Origin of the sequence: Rhizobium sp. 57MFTsu3.2 (genome assembly GCF_012932765.1) — a bacterium.
Classification (GTDB): Bacteria; Pseudomonadota; Alphaproteobacteria; order Rhizobiales; family Rhizobiaceae; genus Rhizobium; species Rhizobium altiplani.
Map to the genome: position 1 here is coordinate 72,442 of NZ_JDWI01000016.1, position 25,623 is coordinate 98,064.

General features: G+C 62.8%; 17 protein-coding genes. 10 read left to right on the forward strand and 7 right to left on the reverse strand.

The window, feature by feature from the left end:
- Positions 1–6: 6 nt before the first annotated feature.
- Genes AF71_RS17745 through AF71_RS17755 form a run of 3 tightly spaced genes read left to right on the forward strand, consistent with a single transcriptional unit; the run spans position 7 to position 6,642 of the window.
- Positions 7–3,327 carry a transglutaminase family protein gene (locus tag AF71_RS17745; protein ID WP_018856606.1) on the forward strand — a complete coding sequence of 1,107 codons (3,321 nt, stop codon included), beginning with the start codon at positions 7–9 and terminating at the stop codon, positions 3,325–3,327.
- Positions 3,328–3,340: 13 nt separating this feature from the next.
- Positions 3,341–5,758, forward strand: a complete 2,418-nt coding sequence (locus AF71_RS17750) for a circularly permuted type 2 ATP-grasp protein (protein ID WP_169682337.1) — start codon at positions 3,341–3,343, stop codon at positions 5,756–5,758.
- Positions 5,755–6,642 carry a transglutaminase family protein gene (locus AF71_RS17755; protein ID WP_169682340.1) on the forward strand — a complete coding sequence of 296 codons (888 nt, stop codon included), beginning with the start codon at positions 5,755–5,757 and terminating at the stop codon, positions 6,640–6,642. Before AF71_RS17750 ends, AF71_RS17755 begins: the two co-directional genes overlap by 4 nt.
- Here the strand turns inward: AF71_RS17755 and AF71_RS17760 are convergent.
- A complete protein-coding gene (locus tag AF71_RS17760; RefSeq protein WP_162763411.1) occupies positions 6,626–7,066 on the reverse strand; it encodes a hypothetical protein in 441 nt (146 codons plus the stop codon). The genes AF71_RS17755 and AF71_RS17760 overlap by 17 nt on opposite strands.
- Before the next feature lie 38 nt (positions 7,067–7,104).
- On the opposite strand from AF71_RS17760, the gene AF71_RS17765 reads away from it, so the two are divergent.
- From AF71_RS17765 to AF71_RS17795, 7 genes are all read left to right on the forward strand, one after another.
- Entirely contained in the window at positions 7,105–9,567 is a 2,463-nt protein-coding gene (locus AF71_RS17765) for a glycogen/starch/alpha-glucan phosphorylase (protein ID WP_018856602.1), read from the forward strand.
- Positions 9,564–11,771, forward strand: coding sequence for a 1,4-alpha-glucan branching protein GlgB (gene glgB / locus AF71_RS17770; RefSeq protein WP_018856601.1), 2,208 nt, complete (start codon positions 9,564–9,566; stop codon positions 11,769–11,771). The genes AF71_RS17765 and glgB overlap by 4 nt, the downstream gene beginning before the upstream one ends.
- 20 nt (positions 11,772–11,791) lie before the next feature.
- The gene (glgC, locus tag AF71_RS17775; RefSeq protein ID WP_018856600.1) at positions 11,792–13,054 is read left to right on the forward strand and encodes a glucose-1-phosphate adenylyltransferase; all 1,263 of its coding nucleotides are present in this window, start codon (positions 11,792–11,794) and stop codon (positions 13,052–13,054) included.
- A gap of 3 nt (positions 13,055–13,057) precedes the next feature.
- A complete protein-coding gene (gene glgA / locus AF71_RS17780; protein WP_113470637.1) occupies positions 13,058–14,500 on the forward strand; it encodes a glycogen synthase GlgA in 1,443 nt (480 codons plus the stop codon).
- Positions 14,501–14,506: 6 nt separating this feature from the next.
- Entirely contained in the window at positions 14,507–16,138 is a 1,632-nt protein-coding gene (locus AF71_RS17785) for an alpha-D-glucose phosphate-specific phosphoglucomutase (RefSeq protein WP_018856598.1), read from the forward strand.
- A gap of 9 nt (positions 16,139–16,147) precedes the next feature.
- The gene (gene glgX / locus AF71_RS17790) at positions 16,148–18,112 is read left to right on the forward strand and encodes a glycogen debranching protein GlgX (RefSeq protein WP_113470636.1); all 1,965 of its coding nucleotides are present in this window, start codon (positions 16,148–16,150) and stop codon (positions 18,110–18,112) included.
- Between the two features lie 91 nt (positions 18,113–18,203).
- Positions 18,204–18,689, forward strand: a complete 486-nt coding sequence (locus AF71_RS17795) for a MaoC family dehydratase (RefSeq protein ID WP_062374398.1) — start codon at positions 18,204–18,206, stop codon at positions 18,687–18,689.
- On the opposite strand, the gene AF71_RS17800 is transcribed toward AF71_RS17795, so the two are convergent.
- The 6 genes from AF71_RS17800 to AF71_RS17825 form a co-directional block, all read right to left on the reverse strand.
- Positions 18,686–19,819, reverse strand: coding sequence for a zinc-dependent alcohol dehydrogenase family protein (locus AF71_RS17800; RefSeq protein ID WP_113470635.1), 1,134 nt, complete (start codon positions 19,817–19,819; stop codon positions 18,686–18,688). The genes AF71_RS17795 and AF71_RS17800 overlap by 4 nt on opposite strands.
- An 82-nt stretch (positions 19,820–19,901) precedes the next feature.
- Complete coding sequence (locus AF71_RS17805; RefSeq protein WP_018856594.1) at positions 19,902–20,297, reverse strand: VOC family protein; 396 nt, start codon at positions 20,295–20,297, stop codon at positions 19,902–19,904.
- A 152-nt stretch (positions 20,298–20,449) separates the two neighbouring features.
- Positions 20,450–20,998, reverse strand: a complete 549-nt coding sequence (locus AF71_RS17810; RefSeq protein ID WP_018856593.1) for a sarcosine oxidase subunit gamma — start codon at positions 20,996–20,998, stop codon at positions 20,450–20,452.
- Entirely contained in the window at positions 20,991–23,984 is a 2,994-nt protein-coding gene (locus AF71_RS17815; RefSeq protein ID WP_018856592.1) for a sarcosine oxidase subunit alpha, read from the reverse strand. Before AF71_RS17815 ends, AF71_RS17810 begins: the two co-directional genes overlap by 8 nt.
- Positions 23,981–24,322, reverse strand: a complete 342-nt coding sequence (locus tag AF71_RS17820) for a sarcosine oxidase subunit delta (protein WP_018856591.1) — start codon at positions 24,320–24,322, stop codon at positions 23,981–23,983. The genes AF71_RS17815 and AF71_RS17820 overlap by 4 nt, the downstream gene beginning before the upstream one ends.
- 12 nt (positions 24,323–24,334) lie before the next feature.
- Positions 24,335–25,588, reverse strand: a complete 1,254-nt coding sequence (locus tag AF71_RS17825) for a sarcosine oxidase subunit beta family protein (protein ID WP_018856590.1) — start codon at positions 25,586–25,588, stop codon at positions 24,335–24,337.
- Positions 25,589–25,623 lie beyond the last annotated feature (35 nt).

A 25,623-nucleotide genomic window follows, 5' to 3' on the forward strand; every position in this document is an offset into this window, starting at 1 on the left:
CCGTCCATGTCGATCAAAGCCAGCATCTATCACCTGACGCATTACAAATACGACAAGCCGGTCCGCCTCGGACCTCAGATCATACGCCTCAAGCCAGCGTCGCATTCCAAGACGCGGGTGATCAGCCATTCGCTGAAGGTTTCGCCGTCGAACCATTTCGTGAACCTGCAGCAGGATCCCTACGGCAATTATCTGGCCCGCTACGTCTTCCCTGACCCGGTGACGGAGTTCAAGATCGAGGTCGACCTCGTCGCCGACATGACGGTCTATAACCCCTTCGATTTCTTCATCGAGGAGAGCGCCGAGATGTGGCCCTTCTCCTATCCCGAGGAGATCAGGGACGACCTGAAGATCTACATGCAACCGCAGCCGGTGGAGCCGGCGCTGGCTGCCTATCTCGCCGGCATCGACCGCACTCCCATGCGGACCACCGACTTCATCGTAGGGTTGAATGCGCGGCTGAAGAACGACGTCGAATACGTCATCCGCATGGAGCCCGGCGTCCAGACGCCGGAGGAAACGCTGAAGCTGGCGCTTGGCTCCTGCCGCGACTCGAGCTGGCTGCTGGTCGAGATCCTGCGCAATCTCGGCTTCGCCGCCCGCTTCGTCTCCGGCTATCTCATCCAGCTCACCCCCGACCTGAAGGCGCTCGACGGGCCCTCCGGCACCGAGGTCGATTTCACCGACCTGCACGCCTGGTGCGAGGTCTATCTCCCCGGCGCCGGCTGGGTCGGCCTCGACCCCACGTCTGGCCTGCTCACCGGCGAAAGCCACATACCGCTCGCCGCCACCCCGCACTACCGAAATGCCGCGCCGATATCAGGCGCGCTTTACGGCGAGGCCAACACCGAATTCGCCTTCGAGATGAAGGTCTCGCGGGTAGCGGAGCACCCGCGCATCACCAAGCCTTTCTCCGACGAAAGTTGGAAGGAGCTCAACGAGCTCGGTGCCAAGGTCGATAGCATCCTGCAGGCCGGGGATGTCCGCCTGACCATGGGCGGCGAGCCGACCTTCGTTTCCATCGACGACTTCGAATCCGAGGAGTGGAACACTGCCGCCGTCGGCCCGACCAAGCGCGAGAAGGCGGATGTCCTCATCCGCAAGCTGCGCGAGCGCTTCGCTCCCGGCGGCTTCCTGCATTACGGCCAGGGCAAGTGGTATCCGGGCGAAAGCCTGCCGCGCTGGACCTTCTCACTCTACTGGCGCAAGGACGGCAAGCCGATCTGGCAGAACCCGGAGCTCATCGCCGGCGAGGGCAAGGACACCGGTGCAAAGGCAGATGACGCCGCCAACCTTTTGAATGCCATCGCCAGGGAACTGGCGATCGAGACCGACATGGTGCTGCCCGCCTACGAGGATCCAGCCGAATGGATCATGAAGGAAGGCAGCCTGCCCGAAAACGTCGACCCATCCAATTCCAAGCTGAAGGACCCGGAAGAGCGTAGCCGCATCGCCCGCGTCTTCGAACGCGGCCTGACCGTACCGACCGGCTACATCCTGCCGGTGCAGGCCTGGAACGCGCGCGCCTCTAGCACGCGCTGGGTCAGCGAAAAATGGAAGACCCGCCGCGGCAAGATCTTCCTCGTTCCCGGCGACAGCCCCGTCGGCTATCGCCTGCCCCTCGGCACCCTGCCCTATGTGCCGCCGGCGCGTTTCCCCTATATCCACCCCGCCGACCCGTCGATTCCGCGCAATCCGCTGCCCGAAGTCTTCGTGCCATCCGGCCGCGCCATGCCGGAAGCCTCCCGCCACAGCGACGACAGCAGCCAGAACCGCGTTGAGCAAACCGTCGGCGAGATCGGCGGCGCCGTGCGCACCGCAATCTCGGTCGAACCGCGCGACGGAAGGCTCTGCGTCTTCATGCCGCCGGTCGAGCGCATCGAGGACTATCTCGAACTGATCGCCGCCGCGGAGAATGCAGCGACCGAACTCGGCCTGCCCGTCCATATCGAAGGCTATTCGCCGCCGCAGGACGAGCGCATCAATGTCATCCGCGTCGCCCCCGATCCCGGCGTCATTGAGGTCAATATCCATCCCGCTTCCAACTGGCAGGATTGCGTCGACATTACGATGACGATCTACGAGGAAGCCCGCCAAAGCCGCCTCGGCACCGACAAGTTCATGATCGACGGGCGCCACACCGGTACCGGCGGGGGCAACCATGTGGTCGTTGGTGGCGCCAATCCGGGCGACAGCCCCTTCCTGCGCCGCCCTGACCTGTTGAAGAGCCTGGTACTGCACTGGCAGCGCCATCCCTCGCTCTCCTACATGTTCTCGGGCATGTTCATCGGCCCGACCAGCCAGGCGCCGCGCATCGACGAAGCCCGTCACGACAGCCTCTACGAACTGGAAATCGCGCTCGCCCAGGTCCCCGCGCCGGGTCGCGGCGCGCAACCCCTCCCTTGGCTGGTGGACAGGCTGTTCCGCAATCTGCTGACCGACGTCACTGGCAACACGCACCGCGCCGAGATCTGCATCGACAAGCTGTTTTCGCCGGATGGCCCAACCGGACGGCTCGGCCTCGTCGAATTCCGCGGTTTCGAAATGCCGCCGAACGCACGTATGTCGCTTGCCCAGCAACTGCTGGTCCGCGCGTTGATCGCCCGCTTCTGGCAGCACCCTGCGGACGGCAAGTTCGTGCGCTGGAGCACGTCGCTGCACGACCGCTTCATGCTGCCGCACTTCATCTGGGCCGATTTCCTCGACGTGCTCGGCGACCTCAAGCAGAATGGCTTCGACCTCAGCCCGGAATGGTTCAAGGCACAGCTTGAATTCCGCTTCCCCTTCTGTGGCGAGGTCGAATACGAAGGCTCTAAGCTCGAACTGCGGCAGGCGCTGGAACCCTGGCACGTCATGGGCGAGGAGGGCGCGATCGGCGGCACGGTCCGCTATGTCGACAGCTCCGTAGAGCGCCTGCAGGTCCGGCTGGAAACCAGCAATGCCTCCCGCTACACCGTGACCTGCAACGGCCGCACGGTTCCGTTGAGCTCGACCGGCACGGCGGGCGTCTCGGTCGCTGGCGTTCGCTTCAAGGCATGGCAGCCTGCGTCGGGATTGCACCCGGTTTTGCCGGTCAATACGCCGCTCACCTTCGACATTTATGATACATGGTCGAAGCGTTCGATCGGCGGCTGCATCTATCATGTTGCCCATCCGGGCGGGCGTAACTATGAGACCTTCCCGGTCAATGGTAACGAAGCGGAAGCGAGACGGCTGGCGCGATTCGAGCCGTGGGGGCATACGGCAGGCGCATTCATTCCGCGTGCCGAGACAGTTTCACCGGAATTCCCGCTGACGCTCGATCTTCGACGACCGGTGGGAATCTAAGCACTAGGGCGAAATGGGCAAGAAACCGACGGCAGAACTGAGGGAAGAGCCAGCGATCCGCACCGGAAACGATGCCGTGCTTGACTACACTCCTCTGCCCGGCGTCGCCGACGAGATGGTCGACACCAACGGCGCCATCCGCCCGGTCTGGCAGCGCTTCTTTTCGCATCTGAGCGGAATGCCCGAAAAGGAGCTGACCGAACGCTTCACCCGCGCCGACCGTTACCTGCGCGACGCCGGCGTTTTCTACCGAGCCTACGGCAGCACCGGAAGCGCCGAGCGCTCCTGGCCCCTCTCGCACGTTCCGGTCCTCATTGATGCGCGCGAATGGGAGGCGGTCTCGGCTGGGCTCGTCCAGCGCGCCGACCTGCTGGAAGCGATCGTTGCCGACGTCTACGGCCAAAATCGCCTTGTCGCGGAGGGCGTGCTGCCACCGGCCCTGATCGCTGCCAACCCCGAATACCAGCGTCCGCTTGTCGGCGTCACCCCGGCCGGCGGTCACTACCTGCATTTCTGCGCCTTCGAGATCGGCCGCGGTCCTGATGGAAACTGGTGGGTCCTCGCTGACCGTACGCAGGCGCCGTCTGGCGCCGGCTTTGCGCTTGAAAACCGCGTGGCGACGACCCGCGCCTTCTCCGATATATACGCTGAGACGCCGGTTCATCGCCTCGCCTCCTTCTTTGGCGCCTTCCGCGATGCGCTGCAGGGCATGAAGCACAGCGGCGACGACCGCATCGCCGTGCTGACGCCGGGCCCCGCCAACGAAACCTATTACGAGCACGCCTATATCGCCCGCTATCTCGGCTTCATGCTGCTCGAGGGCGAAGACCTGGCTGTCGTCAACGGCAAGGTGATGGTCCGCACCGTGTCGGGCCTGAAGCCGATCACCGTGCTTTGGCGCCGCCTCGATTCGGCCTATTCGGATCCACTGGAACTGAACCAGAATTCACATATCGGCACGCCCGGCCTCGTCGAGGCTCTGCGCGCCGAAAGCGTGACCATCGTCAATGCACTCGGCAGCGGCATCATTGAAACACGCGCGCTGCTCGCCTTCATGCCGACCATCTGTCGTCGTCTGTTTGGCGAAGAGTTGAAGCTCCCCTCGATCGCGACCTGGTGGTGCGGCCAGAAGGGCGAACGCGAACATGTGGCGGCCAACATCGAAAAGATGGTGATCGGTCCGGCCTATTCGCGCGCACCGTTCTTCGATGACAGGGGCGAATCCGTGCTCGGCTCGACCTTGCGCGCCACGACCAAGGATTCGATCGGCGATTGGTTGAACTCCGACGGCGCCAAACTTGCCGGGCAGGAAGTCGTAACGCTATCGACGACCCCGGCCTGGATCGACGGCAAGCTGACGCCGCGGCCGATGTCGCTACGCGTCTTCGCCGCCCGCACGGCCAATGGCTGGCAGATCATGCCGGGCGGCTTTGCCCGCATCGGCGGCAGTGACGACGTTTCGGCCATCGCCATGCAATCGGGTGGTGCCGCCGCCGACGTCTGGATCGTCAGCGACAAGCCGGTGGAGCAGCACACATTGCTGCCAGCGGAAGGCAGCTTCACCCGCAACATGCCGGGCAGCCTGCCGAGCCGCGCGGCCGACAATCTCTTCTGGCTCGGCCGCTACATCGAGCGCGCCGAAGGGGCGCTGCGCATCCTGCGCGCCTGGCACGCCCGCTTTGCGGAAGCCGCCGATCCGAACCAGCCCCTGTTGGCCGACGTGACAGCCTATCTGGCCGCCGTCGATATCGACACCGAGGAAGCAGTCCCGGATACGCTAATGCGCAACATCGACAGCGCCGTCTATTCCGCCAGCAACATTCGCGACCGTTTCTCGCCGGATGGCTGGCTGGCGCTCACTGATCTCGCCAAGACGGCGCGACGGTTCCACGAGACGATTTCTCCCGGCGACGATGCAAGCCACGCGATGACGATTCTGCTGCGCAAGCTCGCGGGCTTCGCCGGTCTGGTGCACGAAAACATGTATCGCTTCACCGGCTGGCGTTTCCTCTCGCTCGGCCGCCATATCGAGCGCGGGCTGCACATGACACGGCTGCTCGGGCACATGTCAGGGCCGGACGCCCCTGATGGCGCGCTCGACATGCTGCTGGAGATCGGCGACAGCGTCATGACCCATCGCCGCCGCTACAACGTCAACACCGCTCGCCTCACGGTCACCGATCTGCTCGCGCTCGATCCGCTCAATCCACGCTCAATTCTTTTCCAGATGAACGAGATCCACCGCGAGGTGGAGCAGCTCCCGAACGCACTCGTCAACGGCCAGATGTCGCCCTTCTATCGCGAAGCGATGCGGTTGCACTCCGGCCTTGCCGTGATGACGCCGGAGACGATGAGCGTCGATGTCTACCGCCGCCTCGAACGCGAGCTGGAGCATCTGTCCGACCTCCTTGCCCACACATATCTCGGATGACCCAGGTGCTTTACGATCTCTCGCTGCACATGGGATACATCTACGACACGCCGGCCTCTGGCGCCCGCCACATCATGCGGCTGATGCCGCTGTCGCTGCCGAACCGGCAACGGCTGGTGGCCGGCTCGATCAAGGTTTCGCCGACGCCGGATGAACAGGCGCACTTCGTCGATTTCTTCGAGCACCCCGCGACTTCCTTCATGCTGCGCGCGCCGCATGAAAAGCTGGATATCCGCATGCATGCCCGCGTGCAGGTGGAGAGCCATTCGATCGCAGCGGATTTTTCCCCCGTGCTCGCAAAGCTTCCGAATGAGGTCGCAGGCGTCTGGTCGCTGAAGCCCGACGCCCCGCATCATTTCCTCGGCAATAGCCCCCGCCTTTCGGACACACGCGCGATCTCGGACTATGCGAAGGCCTGCGCCGAACCGTCATGGACCGTGCTGCAGATCGCCACTGCGCTATGCGCGAAAATCCATCTGGATTTCACCTATGATGCCGAAGCGACGACCGTCGATACGACGCCGCTTGAAGCCTTCCAAATAAAGCGCGGCGTCTGCCAGGACTTCGTCCATGTCATGATCCTTGCTCTGCGTAGCCTCGGCATTCCCGCCGGATATGTCTCCGGATTCCTGCGCACCATTCCGCCGCCCGGCAAGGAACGGCTGGAGGGGGCGGACGCCATGCATGCGTGGGTCAGGGTCTGGTGCGGCGAAACGATCGGCTGGGTCGAACTGGATCCGACGAACAACATCCCGGCCGGCACCGACCACATCGTCGTTGCCTATGGCCGCGACTACGCCGACGTCGCCCCGGTCATCGGCGTGCTGAAGAGCTACGGCGGCCAACGCGCTGTCCAGGCCGTGGATGTCATTCCGTTGGGATAATTGAATAGCCGATAGAATTCAGATCTTTACCGTGGCGTTCATGGTGCCGCAAAAGGTCAAGGACCTCCTTGCCTCCTGCGGGACCACCCCGAGCAACGCCTATCAGCCCAATAGCATGGCTCAGCTGGTTGCGGACTTGGGCCATGGCCGCCAAGGCGACGAGCTCGCGACCCGCCTGACGAACTGGTAACAGCAAAGACCCGCAAACAACAAAAGCCGCCCCGGAACAAACCGGAGCGGCTTTTCGTTTGCCTGCAAAAACGCGCATATCAAATTCGGAAAACCGATTGAAATCAAGCTCTTTCCGCAGCGGAGCGCCAAGCCTCGGCAATTTTTTCGTTTGGGTAATTCCTTTGTTGCAAGTGCGTTGTAACGATGCATAAACTGCGTGTTTAGTGCGCGGCAAACCGATTGAAATTGGCATAACGTACTGAAACCAAACAGAATTGGCGAGGACTGACGATGAACACCGTTTCGAAGCCGACAATCCCCTCCCCCGCGCCGCGCAGCTCCAAGCCAGAAATTCTCGCCGAAGAAATCATCGAACGCCTGACCTACCGCATCGGCAAGGATGCGAAGGTCGCCAAGCCGCATGACTGGCTGACGGCAACCATCCTCGTCATACGCGACCGCATCATCGACAAGTGGATGGAGTCGACCCGCAAGGTCTACGCAACAGGCGACAAGCGCGTTTACTACCTCTCCCTCGAATTCCTCATCGGCCGCCTGATGCGCGACGCCGTCTCGAACCTCGGCCTCATGGAACAGGTTCGCGACGCGCTCGCCTCGCTCGGCGTCGATGTCTCTGTCATCGCCGGCCTCGAGCCTGACGCCGCTCTTGGCAACGGCGGCCTTGGCCGTCTCGCCGCCTGCTTCATGGAAAGCATGGCGACCGTCGATGTCCCGGCCTATGGCTACGGTATCCGTTACGTCCACGGTCTTTTCCGGCAGCAGCTTGCCGATGGCTGGCAGGTGGAGTTGCCGGAAAGCTGGCTGGCGCACGGCAATCCTTGGGAATTCGAGCGTCGCGAGAGCGCTTACGAAATCGGCTTCGGCGGCACCGTCGACGTGGTCAATAGCCCCGAGGGCGAGCCGCGCTATGTGTGGAAACCCGCCGAGCGTGTCATCGCCGCCGCCTTCGACACTCCGGTGGTCGGCTGGCGCGGCAAGCGCGTCAACACGCTGCGCCTCTGGTCCGCGCAGCCGATCGACCCGATCCTGCTCGACGCCTTCAACGCCGGCGACCATATCGGCGCGCTGCGTGAGAGCAACAAGGCCGAAAGCCTGACGCGCGTTCTATATCCCGCCGACGCGACGCCGGCCGGCCAGGAACTGCGCCTGCGCCAGGAATTCTTCTTCTCCTCCGCTTCGCTGCAGGACATCCTGCGCCGTCACCTGCAGCAGTATGACGATTTCACCTCGCTGCCCGACAAGGTGGCGGTCCAACTGAACGACACGCATCCGGCGGTCTCGGTCGCGGAACTGATGCGCCTGTTGTGCGACGTGCATGGTCTCGACTTCGACCAGGCTTGGGACATCACCCGCGGCACGATCGCCTACACCAATCACACCCTCCTGCCGGAAGCGCTGGAAAGCTGGCCGATCCCACTGTTCGAGCGCCTGCTGCCGAGGCATATGCAGATCATCTACGCGATCAACGCCAAGGTGCTGCTGGAGGCGCGCAAGACCAAGACCTTCTCCGAAACGGAAATCCGCTCGATTTCCCTGATCGAGGAAAGCGGCGAGCGCCGTGTACGCATGGGCAATCTCGCCTTCGTCGGCGCTCATTCGATCAACGGCGTTTCGGCTCTGCACACCGACCTGATGAAGGTCACCGTCTTTGCCGACCTGCATAAGCTCTATCCCGACCGCATCAACAACAAGACCAACGGCATCACGCCGCGCCGCTGGCTGCAGCAGTGCAATCCCGGCCTGACCTCGCTGATCCGCGAAACGATCGGCGACGACTTCCTCGATGACGCCGAAAAGCTGAAGCCGCTCGACAAGTTCGCGAATGATGCAAGCTTCCAGGAGAAGTTCGCGGCGGTGAAGCGCGCCAACAAGGTGGCCTTGTCCAATCTCGTCGCCAGCCGCATGGGCATCAAACTCGATCCGTCGGCTATGTTCGATATCCAGATCAAGCGCATCCACGAGTACAAGCGGCAGCTGCTCAACATTATCGAAGCAGTCGCGCTCTACGACCAGATCCGCTCACATCCAGAATTGGACTGGGTGCCGCGCGTCAAGCTCTTCGCCGGCAAGGCGGCGCCGAGCTACCATAACGCCAAGCTGATCATCAAACTGATCAACGACGTCGCCCGCACGATCAACAACGACCCGGCCGTCCGCGGCCTGCTGAAGGTCGTGTTCGTGCCGAACTACAACGTTTCCCTTGCCGAGGTCATGGTGCCGGCCGCCGATCTGTCTGAGCAGATCTCGACTGCTGGGATGGAAGCATCGGGCACCGGCAACATGAAGTTCGCGCTGAACGGCGCGCTGACGATCGGGACACTCGACGGCGCCAATGTCGAGATGCGCGACCATGTCGGCGAGGACAACATCATCATTTTCGGCCTGCGTGCCGACGAAGTCGCCGCCGCCCGTGCAGATGGCCACAATCCCCGCGCCATCATCGAAGCGTCGCGTGAACTGTCTCAGGCACTCCAGGCCATCAGTTCCGGCGTCTTCTCGCACGACGATCGAAGCCGATACGCGGCGCTGATCGAAGGCATTTACGCGCATGACTGGTTCATGGTGGCGGCCGATTTCGATGCCTATGCGCAGGCGCAGCGCGATATCGACCAGCTCTGGACCGATCCGTCGGCGTGGAACAAGAAAGCGATCTGCAACACGGCTCGGATGGGCTGGTTCTCATCCGACCGCACGATACGGCAATATGCCAAGGAAATCTGGAGAGCCGGATGAAAGCGCCGAAAGCCACCCCTGAAGTCAGACTTCCCTGGGAGATTTCGGCAGACGAGATAGCGGCAATCCTCGCAGGGTCGCATTCCAATCCCTTCGCCGTTCTCGGCGTTCACAAATCGGGAAACGCCTACGTCACCCGCTGCTTCATTCCGGGCGCCGAAGAGGTGACCGCGATGGCGCTCGATGGCAGCGTCATCGGCGAATTGAAGCAGCAGCATTCTGACGGCTTTTTCGCCGGCGAGGTTTCGGTGACGAAGCAGCAGCCGGTGCGCTATCGCGCGCGACGCGGCGATGCCGAATGGGCGGTGACCGACCCTTACAGCTTCGGACCCGTCCTCGGCCCGATGGATGACTATTACGTGCGGGAAGGTTCCCATCTGCGCCTCTTCGACAAGATGGGCGCACACTGGATCAAGCACGAGGGCGCGCAGGGGATCCATTTCGCCGTCTGGGCGCCGAATGCTCAGCGTGTCTCGGTTGTCGGTGACTTCAATGGCTGGGATGGTCGCCGCCATGTAATGCGCTTCCGCTCCAGCGCCGGTATCTGGGAGATCTTCGCTCCTGACGTTCCGACCGGTGTCGCCTACAAATTCGAAATCCGCGGCCACGACGGTGTGCTGTTGCCGCTAAAGGCCGACCCTTTCGCCCGACGCAGCGAACTACGCCCACAGACGGCCTCGGTCGCGGCATCCGAGCTGCTGCAGGAATGGGACGACGCAGCGCATCTGAAGCACTGGAGCGAAACCGACAAGCGTCGTCAGCCGATCTCGATCTACGAGGTTCATGCCGGCTCCTGGCAGCGGCGCGACGATGGCTCGTTCCTCTCCTGGGACGAGCTTGCCGCCCGTCTAATCCCCTACTGCGTCGACATGGGCTTCACCCATATCGAGTTCCTGCCGATTACCGAGCATCCCTATGATCCCTCCTGGGGCTACCAGACGACCGGGCTCTATGCGCCGACCGCCCGCTTCGGCGAGCCGGAGGGTTTCGCCCGCTTCGTCAACGGCTGCCACAAGGTCGGCATCGGCGTCATCCTCGATTGGGTGCCAGCCCATTTCCCGACCGACGAACACGGTCTCGGCTGGTTCGACGGCACGGCGCTCTACGAGCATGCCGACCCGCGCCAGGGCTTCCACCCCGACTGGAATACGGCAATCTACAATTTCGGCCGCACCGAAGTCGTTTCCTATTTGGTCAACAACGCGCTTTACTGGGCCGAGAAGTTCCATCTCGATGGTCTGCGCGTCGATGCCGTGGCCTCGATGCTCTACCTCGACTATTCCCGCAAGCACGGCGAATGGATCCCGAACGAGTACGGCGGTAATGAGAACCTGGAGGCTGTGCGCTTCCTGCAGAACATGAACACCCGTATCTACGCCGAGCATCCAGGCGTCATGACCATCGCCGAAGAATCGACCTCCTGGCCGAAGGTGTCGCAGGCGGTGCATGAAGGCGGCCTCGGCTTCGGCTTCAAGTGGAACATGGGCTTCATGCACGACACACTGAGCTACATGAGCCGTGAGCCGATCCACAGAAAGCATCATCACAACGAGCTGACCTTCGGCCTGCTCTACGCCTATTCGGAAAACTTCGTGCTGCCGCTCTCCCATGACGAGGTGGTGCACGGAAAGGGCTCGCTGATCGCCAAGATGCCCGGCGACGACTGGCAGAAATTTGCGAATCTGCGGGCCTATTACGCATTCATGTGGGGCTATCCGGGCAAGAAGCTGCTCTTCATGGGTCAGGAATTCGCGCAGTGGAGCGAGTGGAACGAGGCAACCTCGCTCGACTGGAACCTGCTGCAGTACCGCATGCACGAGGGCATGCGCCGGCTGGTGCGCGACCTCAACTTCACCTACCGCAGCAAGCCGGCCCTGCACGCCCGCGACTGCGAGGGCGATGGCTTCGAATGGCTGATCGCCGACGACCACGAGAACTCCGTTTTTGCCTGGCTGCGCAAGGCGCCAGGAGAGAAGCCGGTCGCCGTCATCTGCAACCTGACGCCTGTCTATCGCGAGAACTATTCCGTGCGCCTGCCGACCGAGGGGCGCTGGCGCGAGATACTGAATACCGATGCCGACATCTATGGCGGCAGCGGCAAGGGCAATGGTGGCCGCGTGCAGGCCGTCAACGCAGGTGGCGCCATCGCCGCATCGATCACCTTGCCGCCTCTGGCGACGATCATGCTTGAACCCGAGAACTGACGACTGGTGGGAGGATAAAAATGGTAGAAAAACGTGTTCAGCCACTTGCCCGCGACGCAATGGCCTATGTTCTCGCGGGTGGTCGGGGAAGCCGCCTGAAGGAACTCACCGATCGCCGCGCCAAGCCGGCGGTCTATTTCGGCGGCAAGACCCGCATCATCGACTTTGCGCTGTCGAACGCGCTGAACTCGGGCATCCGCCGCATCGGCGTCGCCACCCAGTACAAGGCGCACTCGCTGATCCGCCATATGCAGCGCGGCTGGAACTTCTTCCGCCCCGAGCGGAACGAGAGCTTCGACATTCTGCCAGCCTCCCAGCGCGTCTCGGAGACGCAGTGGTATGAAGGCACCGCCGATGCGGTCTACCAGAACATCGACATCATCGAGGACTATGGCGTCGAATACATGGTCATCCTCGCCGGCGACCATGTCTACAAGATGGACTACGAATACATGCTGCAGCAGCATGTCGATTCCGGCGCCGACGTCACGATCGGCTGCCTGGAAGTCCCGCGCATGGAAGCCGTCGGCTTCGGCGTCATGCACGTCGACACGACCGACCGGATCATCGACTTCGTCGAGAAGCCCGCCGATCCGCCGGGCATTCCCGACAAGCCGGAATTCGCGCTTGCCTCGATGGGCATCTACGTGTTCCACACGAAATTCCTGATCGACGCACTGCGCCGCGACGCCGCTGACCCGAACTCCAGCAAGGATTTCGGCAAGGACATCATCCCTTACATCGTCAAGAACGGTAAGGCCGTCGCCCATCGTTTCGCCAACTCTTGCGTCCGGTCGGATTTCGAGCACGAGCCCTACTGGCGCGATGTTGGAACGATCGACGCCTATTGGCAGGCCAACATCGACCTGACCGCGATCGTTCCGGAACTGGATATCTACGACAAGTCCTGGCCGATCTGGACCTATGCAGAAATCTCGCCCCCGGCGAAGTTCGTCCATGACGACGAAGACCGCCGCGGCTCCGCCACATCCTCCGTCGTCGCGGGCGACTGCATCATTTCCGGCGCAACGCTGAACAAGAGCCTCCTCTTCACCGGCGTTCGCGCCAATTCCTACTCCAAGCTCGAAGGTGCCGTCGTTCTCCCGAGCGTCAAGATCGGAAGGCACGCCCAACTCAGAAACGTCGTGATCGACCACGGAGTCGTCATTCCTGAAGGCCTCATCGTCGGCGAGGATCCGGTTCTAGATGCCAAGCGTTTCCGCCGCAGCGAGGGCGGCATTTGCCTCATTACCCAACCGATGATCGACAAGCTGGGCCTGTAAGCCATGAAAGTTCTTTCGGTTTCGTCCGAAGTCTTCCCGCTCGTCAAGACAGGGGGCCTCGCCGATGTGGCGGGTGCCCTGCCGATCGCCCTTGAGCGTTTCGGCATCGAAACCAAGACCCTCATGCCGGGCTATCCGGCCGTCATGAGGGCTATCCGCAATCCTGTAGTCCGACTCCAATTCGACGATCTGCTCGGCGAACCGGCAACCGTGCTCGAAGTCAAGCACGACGGGCTCGATATCCTCGTGCTCGACGCCCCCGCCTATTACGACCGGTCGGGCGGCCCCTATCTCGACGCCACCGGCAAGGATTACCCCGACAATTGGCGCCGTTTCGCGGCTCTGTCCCTGGCCGGCGCCGAGATTGCCGCGGGGTTGATGCTGGACTGGCGGCCGGACCTCGTGCATACGCATGACTGGCAGTCGGCAATGACCTCGGTCTACATGCGCTACAATCCGACGCCGGAATTGCCGAGCGTCCTGACCATCCACAACATTGCTTTCCAGGGGCAGTTCGGCGCCGATATCTTTCCGGGTCTTCGTCTGCCGCCGCACGCCTTCGCAACGGAAAGCATCGAATATTACGGCAATATCGGCTTCCTGAAGGGCGGCCTGCAGACTGCACACGCCATCACCACTGTCAGCCCCTCTTATGCCGGCGAGATCCTGACCACCGAGTTCGGCATGGGCCTCCAGGGTGTCATCGCAAGCCGAATCGATTCACTGCACGGCATCGTCAACGGCATTGATACCGAAGTCTGGAACCCCTCGACCGACCCGGTTGTCCACACGCATTACAACAGCAGCATGCTGAAGAGCCGCGTCGAAAACCGCAGCTCGATCGCTGAGTTCTTCGGACTTCACCACGACAACGCGCCGATCTTCTGCATCATCAGCCGCCTGACCTGGCAGAAGGGCATGGATGTCATCGCCGCCACCGCCGACCAGATCGTCGACATGGGCGGCAAGCTGGCCATTCTGGGTTCCGGAGACGCGGCGCTCGAAGGGGCACTGCTTGCCGCCGCCGCCCGTCACCCCGGGCGGATCGGCGTTTCCATCGGCTACAACGAGCCGATGTCCCATCTCATGCAGGCCGGTTGCGACGCCATCATCATCCCGTCCAGATTCGAGCCCTGCGGCCTGACGCAGCTTTACGGATTGCGCTATGGATGCGTGCCGATCGTTGCCCGCACCGGCGGGTTGAACGACACCGTTATTGACGCCAACCATGCCGCGCTTGCGGCGAAAGCGGCAACCGGGATACAATTCTCGCCTGTAACTCCATCCGGTCTGTTGCAGGCGGTCCGCCGCGCGCTACATCTCTACGCCGATCAAAAAGTCTGGACCCAATTGCAAAAGCAGGGCATGAAATCGGATGTTTCGTGGGAGAAGAGCGCCGAGCGCTATGCCGCCCTCTATTCAAGCCTCGCCCCTAAAGGCAAGTGAGAGAAAATGATAAAATCCGTACCCACTACGCCCTACCAGGATCAGAAGCCCGGTACCTCCGGCCTGCGAAAGAAGGTTCCGGTATTCCAGCAGCCGAACTATGCCGAGAACTTCATCCAGTCGATCTTCGATTCGCTGGAAGGCTTTCATGGCAAGTGCCTCGTCATCGGCGGCGACGGACGCTACTACAACCGGGAAGTCATTCAGAAGGCGATCAAGATGGCCGCCGCCAATGGCTTCGGCAAGGTGATCGTCGGCAAGGGCGGCATCCTGTCGACCCCGGCAGCCTCCCACATCATTCGCAAATACAAAGCCTTCGGCGGCATCATCCTTTCGGCCAGCCACAATCCCGGCGGTCCAACCGAAGATTTCGGCATCAAGTACAATATCAACAATGGCGGCCCCGCGCCGGAGAAGATCACCGACGCGATCTATGCGCGCACGAAGGTGATCGACACCTACAAGATCGCCGATTTCGCGGACGTCAACCTCGACCGCATCGGCAAGGACGAACTGCCGGGCGGCATGATCCTCTCGGTGCTCGATTCGGTGGAAGACTACACGGCTCTGATGGAAGAGCTGTTCGACTTCCCCGCGATCCGCAACCTCATCAGCCTCGGATTCCGCATCGCTTTTGACGCAATGAGCGCCGTCACCGGCCCATATGCCAAGGAAATCTTCGAAAACCGTCTCGGCGCGCCGTCCGGTTCGGTCCGCAATTTCATGCCGCTGCCCGACTTCGGCGGCCACCATCCGGACCCGAACCCGGTTCACTGCAAGGAACTCTACGACGAGATGATGAGTGATGATGCGCCCGACTTCGGCGCGGCATCCGACGGCGACGGCGACCGCAACCTCATCATCGGCCGCGGCATCTTCGTCACACCCTCCGATAGCCTCGCGATCCTTGCCGCCAACGCCCACCTCGCGCCCGGCTATTCCGGTGGTCTCGCCGGCATCGCCCGCTCCATGCCGACCTCAGGTGCGGCCGATCGCGTCGCCGAGCGCCGCGGTATCGGCATGTACGAGACGCCGACCGGCTGGAAGTTCTTCGGCAACCTGCTCGACGCCGGCATGGCGACGATCTGCGGCGAGGAAAGCGCCGGCACCGGCTCCAACCACGTGCGCGAGAAGGACGGCCTCTGGGCGGTTCTGCTGTGGCTGAACATCCTTGCCGTTCGCGGCGAAAGCGTTCAGGACATCGTCACCCAGCACTGGCAGACCTACGGCCGCAACTACTATTCGCGCCACGACTATGAAGGCGTCGATACTGACGCGGCGAACGGCCTGATCGCAAACCTGCGCAGCCAGCTTGCGTCGCTGCCGGGCCAGAGCTTCGGCCCGCTGAAGGTCGAGAAGGCCGACGACTTTGCCTATCACGACCCAGTCGACAAGTCGGTCAGCGAGCATCAGGGCATTCGCGTCCTGTTCGAAGGCGGTTCGCGCGTGGTCTTCCGTCTCTCCGGTACCGGCACATCCGGCGCCACGCTGCGTGTCTATCTCGAGCGGTACGAGGCGGATTCGACCCGCCACAACATCGAGACGCAGGAAGCGCTCGCCGATCTTATTGCTGCCGCCGAGACCATCGCGGGCATTCGCAGCCGCACGGGCCGCGACGCTCCTTCCGTGATCACCTGACCGAACGGCATGGCGGCGGGTAGACCCGGGCAAGGCGGAGCAACCATCCTCGAGACCGGCGTTGATTTCGCCGTCTGGTCGCGCAAGTCAGGACAGATCGAGCTGTGTCTGTTCGGCGACGACGACAAGGAACTGGCCCGCCTGCCGATGAAACGAGGCGATGACGATGTTCATCGCCTTTTCGTCGACGGCTTGAAGGAAGGTGCGCGCTACGGCTACCGCGCCGGCGGCGTCTATGCGCCCGACGACGGCCTCTGGTTCGACCCGTCGAAGCTGCTGGTCGATCCCTACGCCAAGGAACTCGATCGCCCCTTCCACTACGATCCCCTGCTCGGCACCTCCGGCGCCGAGACGCAGCACCTCGTGCCGAAGGCGATCGTCACCCGCGATGTCCCCGTGAAGCCGGGAAAGCCGCTCTTCAAGCCGGGTGGCTTCATCTACGAGGTTGCCGTCCGACCGTTCACCATGCTGCATCCGGATGTTCCCCAAGCGCAGCGCGGCACCGTCGCGGCTTTGGCGCATCCTTCAGTGATCGCGCATCTGAAGCGCATCGGCGTGGATGCGGTCGAGTTGATGCCGATCACCGCCTGGATCGACGAGCGCCACCTGCCGCCGCTCGGCCTCAGAAACGGCTGGGGCTATAACCCCGTCGCCTTCATGGCGCTCGACCCGCGGCTCGTGCCCGGCGGCATGGCGGAGCTCCGCGACACCGTGGCGAAGCTCCACGCCGAAGGCATTGGTGTCGTCCTCGACCTCGTCTTCAACCACACCGGCGAAAGCGACCGCTTTGGCACGACGCTGTCGCTGCGCGGCCTCGACAACCTCTCCTTCTATCGGCATCTGACCGACCGGCCAGGCGAATTGGTCAACGATACCGGAACGGGCAACACCGTCGCCTGTGATAACCCCTATGTCAGGCAACTGATCATCGACAGCCTCCGCCACTTCGTGCTCGGCGCGGGCGTTGACGGTTTCCGCTTCGACCTTGCCCCCGTTCTTGGCCGAACCGCTGGTGGCTTCGAGGCCAACAGCGAAACGTTGATGGCAATGCTCGCCGATGACGTCTTGTCGGACCGCGTAATGATCGCCGAGCCTTGGGACATCGGTCCTGGCGGCTACCAGCTCGGTAACTTCCCAGCCCCCTTCCTCGAGTGGAACGACCGCGTACGTGATGACGTCAGGTGCTATTGGCGCGGCGACGATCACAAGACCGGACCGCTCGCAACTGCGCTGGCCGGCTCCTCGGACATATTTTCCCGCAACGGTGCGACCGGGACGCGCAGCGTCAACTTTCTTGCCGCCCATGACGGCTTCACGCTCCGCGATCTCGTCTCCTATAGCGGCAAGCACAACGAGGCGAACGGCGAGCAGAACCGCGACGGCCACAACGAGAACCACTCCTGGAACAATGGTGCCGAGGGCGAAACGCACTACCCCGATATCATTCGCAGACGCCGCGATGACCTGAAGGCGCTGCTCTCCACGCTCTTTGCTACGCGCGGCAGCATCATGCTGACGGCAGGCGACGAAGCAGGCCGCACCCAGCGCGGCAACAACAATGCCTACTGCCAGGACAATGAGATCACCTGGATGGACTGGGCGGCGCTCGACGATGAGCTCATCGCCCATACCGCTTTGATCTCAAGCCTGCGCAAGCGCTTCTCCGTGTTCTCGGAAACGGGTTTCTTCGATGGCCATGGCGACGTCGAATGGATATCGCCTTCGGGCCAGCCGATGAGCGTGCAGGAGTGGGAGACCCCGAACTTTTCCACGCTTGGAATGGTGCTGTCGACGCGCGATGGGCAGGGCGGAAAGCCCGCACGGCTGGCCGTGCTTTTCAATCGCTCGGGCGGCGAGGAAATTTTTGCATTGCCCGGGCCGTCCTCATGGCGGCTGCTCGCCCCCAATGGTCAGGAAAAATCCGCGACATCGGCCATCGTGCCGCGCCGCTCGGTCGCTTTCTATCTCGGATAGTTAACCGGCCAGGCCCCTGCCTGCAATTCCTTGTCGCAATTGTCACAATCCCATTGTAAGGCTTGCGCAGCCGCTTTCTCATGAGGAATCAATGGTCAAGGAAATTTCGCTCGCGGATGTGCGCGGGCTCATCGGCACTGAAACCGGCCTCTCGGACTGGATTGTCGTCGATCAGGCAATGATCGATGCCTTTGCGCATGCAACCGACGATCATCAGTTCATCCACGTCGACCCAGAGCGCGCCGCCACGAGCCCATTCGGCGGCACCATCGCCCACGGATTCCTCACCCTCTCGCTGCTTTCAGCGATGAACTACAACAGCCTGCCCAAAGTCCGTGAGCAGACGATGGGCATCAACTACGGCTTCGAGAACGTCCGCTTCCTCTCGCCTGTCAAATCGGGGGCACGCATCCGCGGCCACTTTATCCTTGCCGAAGCCCGCTTTCGCGGCGCCGGCATGTTGATGACGACCTACGACGTCTCGATCGAGATCGAGAACGAGAAGAAGCCGGCGCTCACCGCGCGGTGGATCACCATCATCCAATTCGACCCAAAAGACCGGCCCGAAGAAGCCTAGTGCGCTTCGAAATCGATGACGTGCCGGATCACCTCCCCGGCATGCAGCCGGTCGAAGGCTTCGTTGATCCCCTCCAGCGGACCTGTTGAAGACAACAAGCGATCCACCGGCAGCTTTCCACGCCTGAAGAGCCCGACAAAGCGCGGAATATCCCGGCTTGGCACGCAGCTGCCGAGATAGCTCCCGAGCACGCGCCGCTCCTCGGCGACCAGGCTGACTGCGGGGATTGCGAACTGACTGGATGGACTAGCCAACCCTGCGGTAACCGTCGTTCCGCCGCGCCGCGTGATGCGGTACGCGAGATCAAAGGCCTTGACGGCTCCGGCCATCTCGAGCGCGTGGTCGACGCCGCCCTTTGTCGCCTCGCGGATTTGCTCCACAACGTCAGGGTCACTGGCGCGAAAGACGTCTGTCGCCCCAAGCGAACGCGCGATCTCGAGCTTGTCAGGAGCAAGGTCTACCGCGACAACGCGTTCGGCCCCGGCCGCCACGGCGCCAAGCACCGCGGCCAAGCCGACACCACCCAAACCGACAACAGCGACTGTCTGCCCCGGCTGCACATGACAGGTATTCACCACGGCGCCAACGCCCGTCAGCACGGCGCAGCCAAACAACGCGGCGTGAGCGAACGGGATATCGCGGTCAATGCGAATCGCCGAATGGCGCGAGACCACGGCATGGGTGGCAAAGCCCGAGACGCCGAGATGATGATGGATCGGCACCTCATCGCAGCTCAGTCGCCACTCGCCCGACAGCAGCGTGCCCTTTCCGTTGGCATCGGCGCCGGGAATGCACAGCGCCGGGCGTCCCTCGGCGCAGGGCAGACAATGGCCGCAGCTCGGCATGAAACTCATCACCACATGATCGCCGGGCGTCAGGTCATGGACATCGGGCCCGACCGCTTCCACGGTGCCGGCCGCCTCATGTCCAATCGCCATCGGCACCGGACGCGGCCTGTCGCCGTTGATGACGGAGAGATCGGAATGGCAGAGCCCGGCCGCGCCAATTCGAACAAGGATCTCGTCCCGCCCCGGCGGCGCGAGCTCGAGTTCTTCGATCGTGAGCGGCCGGCTCACCGCAAATGGCGGCGCGACCGGCGATCGGCGCAAAACCGCGGCACGTATTTTCATGAACTCCTCCCGCGAACGGTTCCGGCAGACTAACCGCTCGCAAAAGCCAACCGCAACAGGACTTTAGGCTGCGGCGATTGCGCTATGGTGCACCGTTGATTTCAACGATGTTGCGATCAGGATCGAGCAGGTAGGCCTGCGGAAAACCGGCCGGCCCGGTACGCCTCACACGCAGCCGCCGGGGATCTCCCTCGGGCGCATCCTCGCGAAAACCCTTTGCGATCAGTCCCCGGATACATCCCTCGAAGTCATCGGTATGGAAGGCGAAATGTCCGTCGGCGGTATCGATGGTCGCCACCCGCCGGAACGTCCCAACCGGATTGACGATGATGTGGACCTGCAGCGCTCCGCAGGCAAACCAGGCTCCGTCGGTACTGAAAGGAGGCCTCTCGATCCGCTCGAGACCGAAGATATCGCGATAGAAGGCAACCGATCGGTCGAGATCCGTCGTGACGATGGAAACGTGATGCAGCATCATTGAGGACACCCCGCAACGTTGCGGCTACGCTCCGACAAAGCCGCACGCGATGGCGAATGATGGCATGAATGACACCGGTCTTGCAACTTGAAGCCGAATGGGGACGGCACAAGAGCACCGTCCCCCAATCGGGAATTCCAGTTCCGTGGCGCTTAATGCGCGGCGTCTTCGGCACCCTCGGCCAGCAGGCCGAATACGAAATCGGCGAACGAACGCCAGCACTCGACACGGAACGTATCGTCCTCGGTGCGGAAGAGCACGATCTCGGCCTTGCCGAAAATCGTGCGCGAGCAGGCGCCGACCGGGAAGGCATCAAGCGACAGATCCTGCGGGCAACCCGCGGAGATCGTCGCCTCGGCCCCGGGACCGGAGACGATGATCGCGACGTTGCGGTGCGAGACATCAGTTGCCGAATGCAGCACGTCCGCCTTCGTGAGCGCGCCCATCAGGTCTGCACCGGACTCATCGATAACGAGCCATTCATCCGGCCCGAGCCAGAGGGCGGCACGGCCACCCTTGCGGCCGGAGGTCTTCGGCGAAGACGGAACCGTGACCCCAAGAGCGGAGGACAGAGCCTTGAGGGATCCGGCGGGCGCACGGAGCGCGATGCGGGTGGCGGCCGGCGCTGCCGTCAGCCGTACCGTCGCCGAGCCGCCATGACGACCTGAGAGCACCGACTTGCGAACTGCCGTATCAGCCATTGATGCGGCCTCCTTCCTTGTCAAAGAACACCATGTCAGTCACCTCGACGGCGATCGTCTTGTCGGGCATAGGCACATAAAGTGTCTCGCCCATCCGCTTGCGGCCATCGGCGACCAGCGCGAAGGCGATCGACCTGCCGAGATTTTCCGACCAGTAGGACGAGGTCACATGGCCAAGCATCGTCATCGGCTTCGGCTCGTTCGGATTGGCGACGATCTGCGCGCCTTCTTCCAGCACCAGCTTCGGATCCTTGGTGACGAGGCCGACCAACTGCTTGCGGCCTGCCTTCACCAGATCCGGGCGCTTCAGCCCACGAATGCCGACGAAGTCAGTCTTCTTCTTCGAGACCGCCCAGGAAAGACCAGCATCGTCAGGCGTGACGGTGCCATCCGTGTCCTGGCCGACGATGATGTAACCCTTCTCGGCGCGAAGAACGTGCATCGTCTCGGTGCCGTAGACGCACGCGCCGAGCGGCTCTGCATTGGCCCACACGGCTTCCAGAACGGACTGGCCATAGTCGGCCGGCACGTTGATTTCGAAGCCGGTTTCACCGGTGAACGACACGCGGAACAGCCGCGCCGGCACGCCCATGACCGTGCACTCGGCAACGCTCATATGCGGGAAGGCCTCGTTGGAGATATCGATGCCTTCGACCAGCGGGGCGATGATCTCGCGCGCCTTCGGACCCTGTACAGCGATGACGGCCCACTGTTCCGTCACCGAGGTCAGCCACACCTTCAGATGCGGGAACTCTGTCTGCAGATAGTCTTCCATGTGGTGGAGAACGCGCGGCGCGCCGCCCGTCGTCGTCGTCACGTGGAAGCGATCGTCGGCCAGACGCCCGACAACGCCGTCGTCATAAACGAACCCGTCCTCGCGCGTCATGATGCCGTAGCGGCACTTGCCTGGCTTCAGCGTGTCCCAGGCGTTGGTGTACATGAGGTTCATGAAATCGGCGGCATCGGGGCCGACGATCTCGATCTTGCCGAGCGTCGAGGCATCGAACACACCGGCGACATCGCGCGCCGTCTTGCATTCGCGGGCGACCGCCTGGTGCATCGTCTCGCCGGCGCGCGGATAGAACCACGCACGCTTCCAGTTGCCGACATCCTCGAACACCGCGCCATGGGCCTCTTCCCACTGGTGCAGCGGCGTCTTGCGCGCCGGATCGAACAGATCGCCGCGCGAATGCGCGATCAGCGTGCCGTAGGTGACAGGCGTGTACGGCGCGCGGAAGGTGGTGAGACCGACCTGCGGGATTTCCTTGCCCAGCATCTCGGCGGCGATCGCCAGGCCGTGCATGTTGGAGAGCTTGCCCTGGTCGGAGGCCATGCCGTTCGTCGTGAAGCGCTTGATATGCTCGATCGAGTGCATCCCCTCGCGCACGGCAAGGCGAATGTCCTTGGCGCAGACGTCGTGCTGGAAATCGATGAACGCCTTGGCGCTGGTCTCGGGACCTGCGCCTTCAGCAGCGCCAATCATGCCGCCCGTCCACTGATGGGCTTGCTCAGCCGTGATGCTGATCTTGCCGCCGGAGGGCTTCCCAACTGCCTGCGCCATCAGCTCGCCGGCCGCCAGCGATTCCTCGATCGTCTGCTGCAGATCGTCCGTGCCGTTGCAGGCGCCGACAGAAAGGCAATCCTGCGCGTACGTGCCGGGCAGGAAGCGCTGCGTCTCGGGCTCGAACGCCACCTTGCCGCGCGACTGCGAGAACAGGTGCACCGAAGGCGTCCAACCGGCCGAGACCAGCAGCGCGTCGACCGCGATCTTGCGCGGCGAGCCGCCGCCATTGCGGGCAACGGTCATCGACGAGATGCGGAGCTTGCCTGACGTATTGACCACGGACTGACCGGTGAGAACATCGATGCCGAGCGAACGGGCTTCCGCCAGAACGGCCGCACCCGGCGTCTGCCTGCAATCGACGATCGCGGCGATCTCGACGCCTGATCGTTTCAGGTCGAAGGCGGCCTCATAGGCCGAGTCGTGCGCCGTATAAACGCCGACCTTCTGGCCGACGGCGACGCCATACTGGTTGAGATACATGCGCGCAGCCGATGCCAGCATGATGCCCGGACGATCGTTGTTCGGGAACACCATGTGGCGCTCGATCGCGCCGTTGGCGAGGATGACGCGCTTGGCGCGCAGCTGCCACAGACGCTCGCGCGGCAGGTGGCGGCCAGGGTTCGCGACATGGTCGGTCACGCGCTCGGCGAGACCGACGAAATTGTGGTTGTAGTAACCGAAAGCAGTGGTGCGGGTCAGAACCTGCACATTGTCCATTGCCTTCAGCGTGGCGACCGTCTTCTGCGCCCACTCATAACCGGAAAGGCCGTCGATCTTGACGCCGCTGTCGTAGCGCAGCGCGCCGCCGACATCCGCCTGCTCGTCGCAGAGGATCACCTTGGCACCGGATTGCGCCGCCGCCAGTGCCGCCGAAAGACCGGCGATCCCGGCACCGACGACGAGCACGTCGCAATGCGCATAACGGCCGGCATAGTGATCGGGATCGGCTTCCTTCGGCGCAACGCCGAGGCCCGCCGCACGACGGATCATCGGCTCGTAGAGGTGCTTCCAGGCCGCCTTCGGCCACATGAATGTCTTGTAGTAGAAGCCCGCCGCGAAAAACGGGGACATCAGATTGTTGATGCCACCGATATCGAAGGAGAGCGATGGGAAACGGTTCTGCGATTCGACGATCATACCGTCGAAGACTTCCTGCACGGTGGCACGCACGTTCGGCTGTTTGCGGGCGCTGTCGCGCGCAACGTCGATCAGCGCATTCGGCTCCTCGGCGCCGGCCGAAAGGATGCCCCGCGGACGGTGATACTTGAACGAGCGGCCGACCAGATGGATGTTGTTGGCGATCAGCGCCGAGGCGACGGTATCGCCTTCGAGCGCCGTGTAGCTCTTGCCATCGAAGGTGAAGCGCGCGGTTCTGGCCGGCGTCAGGCGACCCTTGCCTGCAATACGGTTCGTGCCGCTCATTGTGCCTCTCCTTCGAGCTGTTCGTAGGTCTCGACGGGAGCATGCGGAACGGCTGCTTCGCCGATCGTGGGCTTCGGCTCGCCTGCCTTGTAGGTCTTGATGAACTTGTCGCTGATGGTATCGCGCGCCGCATTGAAGAAACGGCCGCATCCGTGCTGGTGGCGCCAGCGCTCGAAGATCAGCCCCTTCGGGTTGTCGCGCAGGAAGAAATATTCCTCGAACGCCTCGTCGGAGATGTCGGCGATATTGGTGGGACGGGCGATATGGGCATCGCCGGCACCGCGGAATTCGAGCTCGGAACGCTCTTCCTGACAGTATGGGCAGTAGATAAGAAGCATGATGTCCTCGTGTCAGTGCGCGACGGCGGCGGCGGCGGCTTCGTCGATCAGACGGCCGGTGCGGAAGCGGTCCAGCGTCAGGCCGGCATTGAACTTGTGTTCCTCATCGCGGGCGATGAGGTGCGCGAAGAGATTGGCCGAGCCCGGCGTCGCCTTGAAGCCGCCGGTGCCCCAGCCGCAGTTGACGTAGAGACCCGGAACCGGCGTCTTCGACTGAATCGCCGAACGGTCCGGCGTGTTGTCGACGATGCCGCCCCACTGGCGCATCATCTTGACGCGGCGGAACATCGGGAAGAGCTCGCAGATGGCATCGAGCGTGTGCGTGATGATCTGCAGGCCGCCGGTCTGGCTGTAGGAATTGTACTGGTCGGTGCCGGCGCCGATGACGAGCTCACCCTTGTCGGACTGCGAGATATAGGCGTGCACGGTGTTGGACATGACCACGCAGGGGAAGATCGGCTTCAGCGGTTCGGACACCAGCGCCTGCAGCGGGCTCGATTGCAGCGGCACGCGCACATCGGCCATCTTCATGACCGTGGTCGTGTGACCTGCGGCCGAAACGCCGACCTTCTTGGCGCCGATGAAGCCACGTGATGTCTCGACACCGGTAACGCGACCATCAGGGCCGCGTCGGATGCCGGTGACTTCGCAGTTCTGGATGATGTGGACGCCGCGATCGGACGCCGCACGCGCGTAGCCCCAGGCCACAGCATCGTGACGCGCCGTGCCGCCGCGACGTTGGAGGGCGGCACCGTTGATCGGGTAGCGGGCGCTGGCTGAGATATCGAGCGGCGGACAATAAGCCTTCGCCTGCTCCGGCGTCAGCCATTCATTGTCGATGCCGTAGAGGCGGTTGGCATGAATGTGGCGCTTGAAAGACTGCTGGTCGTGCACATTGTGCGATAGCATCATCACGCCGCGCGGCGAGTACATAACATTGTAGTTGAGATCCTGCGAGAGGTTCTCCCAGAGCTTCATCGAATGCTCGTAGATGTGCATGCTCTCTTCATAGAGATAGTTCGAGCGGATGATGGTCGTATTGCGACCCGTGTTCCCGCCGCCGAGCCAGCCCTTTTCGAGCACCGCAACATTTGTGATGCCATGCTCCTTGGCGAGATAATAGGCCGCACCCAGACCATGCCCGCCGCCACCGATGATGATGACGTCGTATTCGGCGCGCGGTTCCGGCGAAGTCCACTGCTTCTCCCAGCCCTTGTGACCCCTCAGGGCCTCCCTCGCCACGGCAAAAACCGAGTATCTGCGCATCCGCCTTCATCTCCTTCAGGGGAAAGGTCCCTTCT

Excerpts from the sequence above, each read along its gene's own strand:
- AF71_RS17745 (WP_018856606.1), top strand. The coding sequence starts at position 7 with ATGTCGATCAAAGCCAGCATCTATCACCTGACGCATTACAAATACGAC.
- AF71_RS17750 (WP_169682337.1), top strand. The coding sequence starts at position 3,341 with ATGGGCAAGAAACCGACGGCAGAACTGAGGGAAGAGCCAGCGATCCGC.
- AF71_RS17755 (WP_169682340.1), top strand. The coding sequence starts at position 5,755 with ATGACCCAGGTGCTTTACGATCTCTCGCTGCACATGGGATACATCTAC.
- AF71_RS17760 (WP_162763411.1), bottom strand. The coding sequence starts at position 7,066 with ATGCCAATTTCAATCGGTTTGCCGCGCACTAAACACGCAGTTTATGCA.
- AF71_RS17765 (WP_018856602.1), top strand. The coding sequence starts at position 7,105 with ATGAACACCGTTTCGAAGCCGACAATCCCCTCCCCCGCGCCGCGCAGC.
- glgB (WP_018856601.1), top strand. The coding sequence starts at position 9,564 with ATGAAAGCGCCGAAAGCCACCCCTGAAGTCAGACTTCCCTGGGAGATT.
- glgC (WP_018856600.1), top strand. The coding sequence starts at position 11,792 with ATGGTAGAAAAACGTGTTCAGCCACTTGCCCGCGACGCAATGGCCTAT.
- glgA (WP_113470637.1), top strand. The coding sequence starts at position 13,058 with ATGAAAGTTCTTTCGGTTTCGTCCGAAGTCTTCCCGCTCGTCAAGACA.
- AF71_RS17785 (WP_018856598.1), top strand. The coding sequence starts at position 14,507 with ATGATAAAATCCGTACCCACTACGCCCTACCAGGATCAGAAGCCCGGT.
- glgX (WP_113470636.1), top strand. The coding sequence starts at position 16,148 with ATGGCGGCGGGTAGACCCGGGCAAGGCGGAGCAACCATCCTCGAGACC.
- AF71_RS17795 (WP_062374398.1), top strand. The coding sequence starts at position 18,204 with ATGGTCAAGGAAATTTCGCTCGCGGATGTGCGCGGGCTCATCGGCACT.
- AF71_RS17800 (WP_113470635.1), bottom strand. The coding sequence starts at position 19,819 with ATGAAAATACGTGCCGCGGTTTTGCGCCGATCGCCGGTCGCGCCGCCA.
- AF71_RS17805 (WP_018856594.1), bottom strand. The coding sequence starts at position 20,297 with ATGATGCTGCATCACGTTTCCATCGTCACGACGGATCTCGACCGATCG.
- AF71_RS17810 (WP_018856593.1), bottom strand. The coding sequence starts at position 20,998 with ATGGCTGATACGGCAGTTCGCAAGTCGGTGCTCTCAGGTCGTCATGGC.
- AF71_RS17815 (WP_018856592.1), bottom strand. The coding sequence starts at position 23,984 with ATGAGCGGCACGAACCGTATTGCAGGCAAGGGTCGCCTGACGCCGGCC.
- AF71_RS17820 (WP_018856591.1), bottom strand. The coding sequence starts at position 24,322 with ATGCTTCTTATCTACTGCCCATACTGTCAGGAAGAGCGTTCCGAGCTC.
- AF71_RS17825 (WP_018856590.1), bottom strand. The coding sequence starts at position 25,588 with ATGCGCAGATACTCGGTTTTTGCCGTGGCGAGGGAGGCCCTGAGGGGT.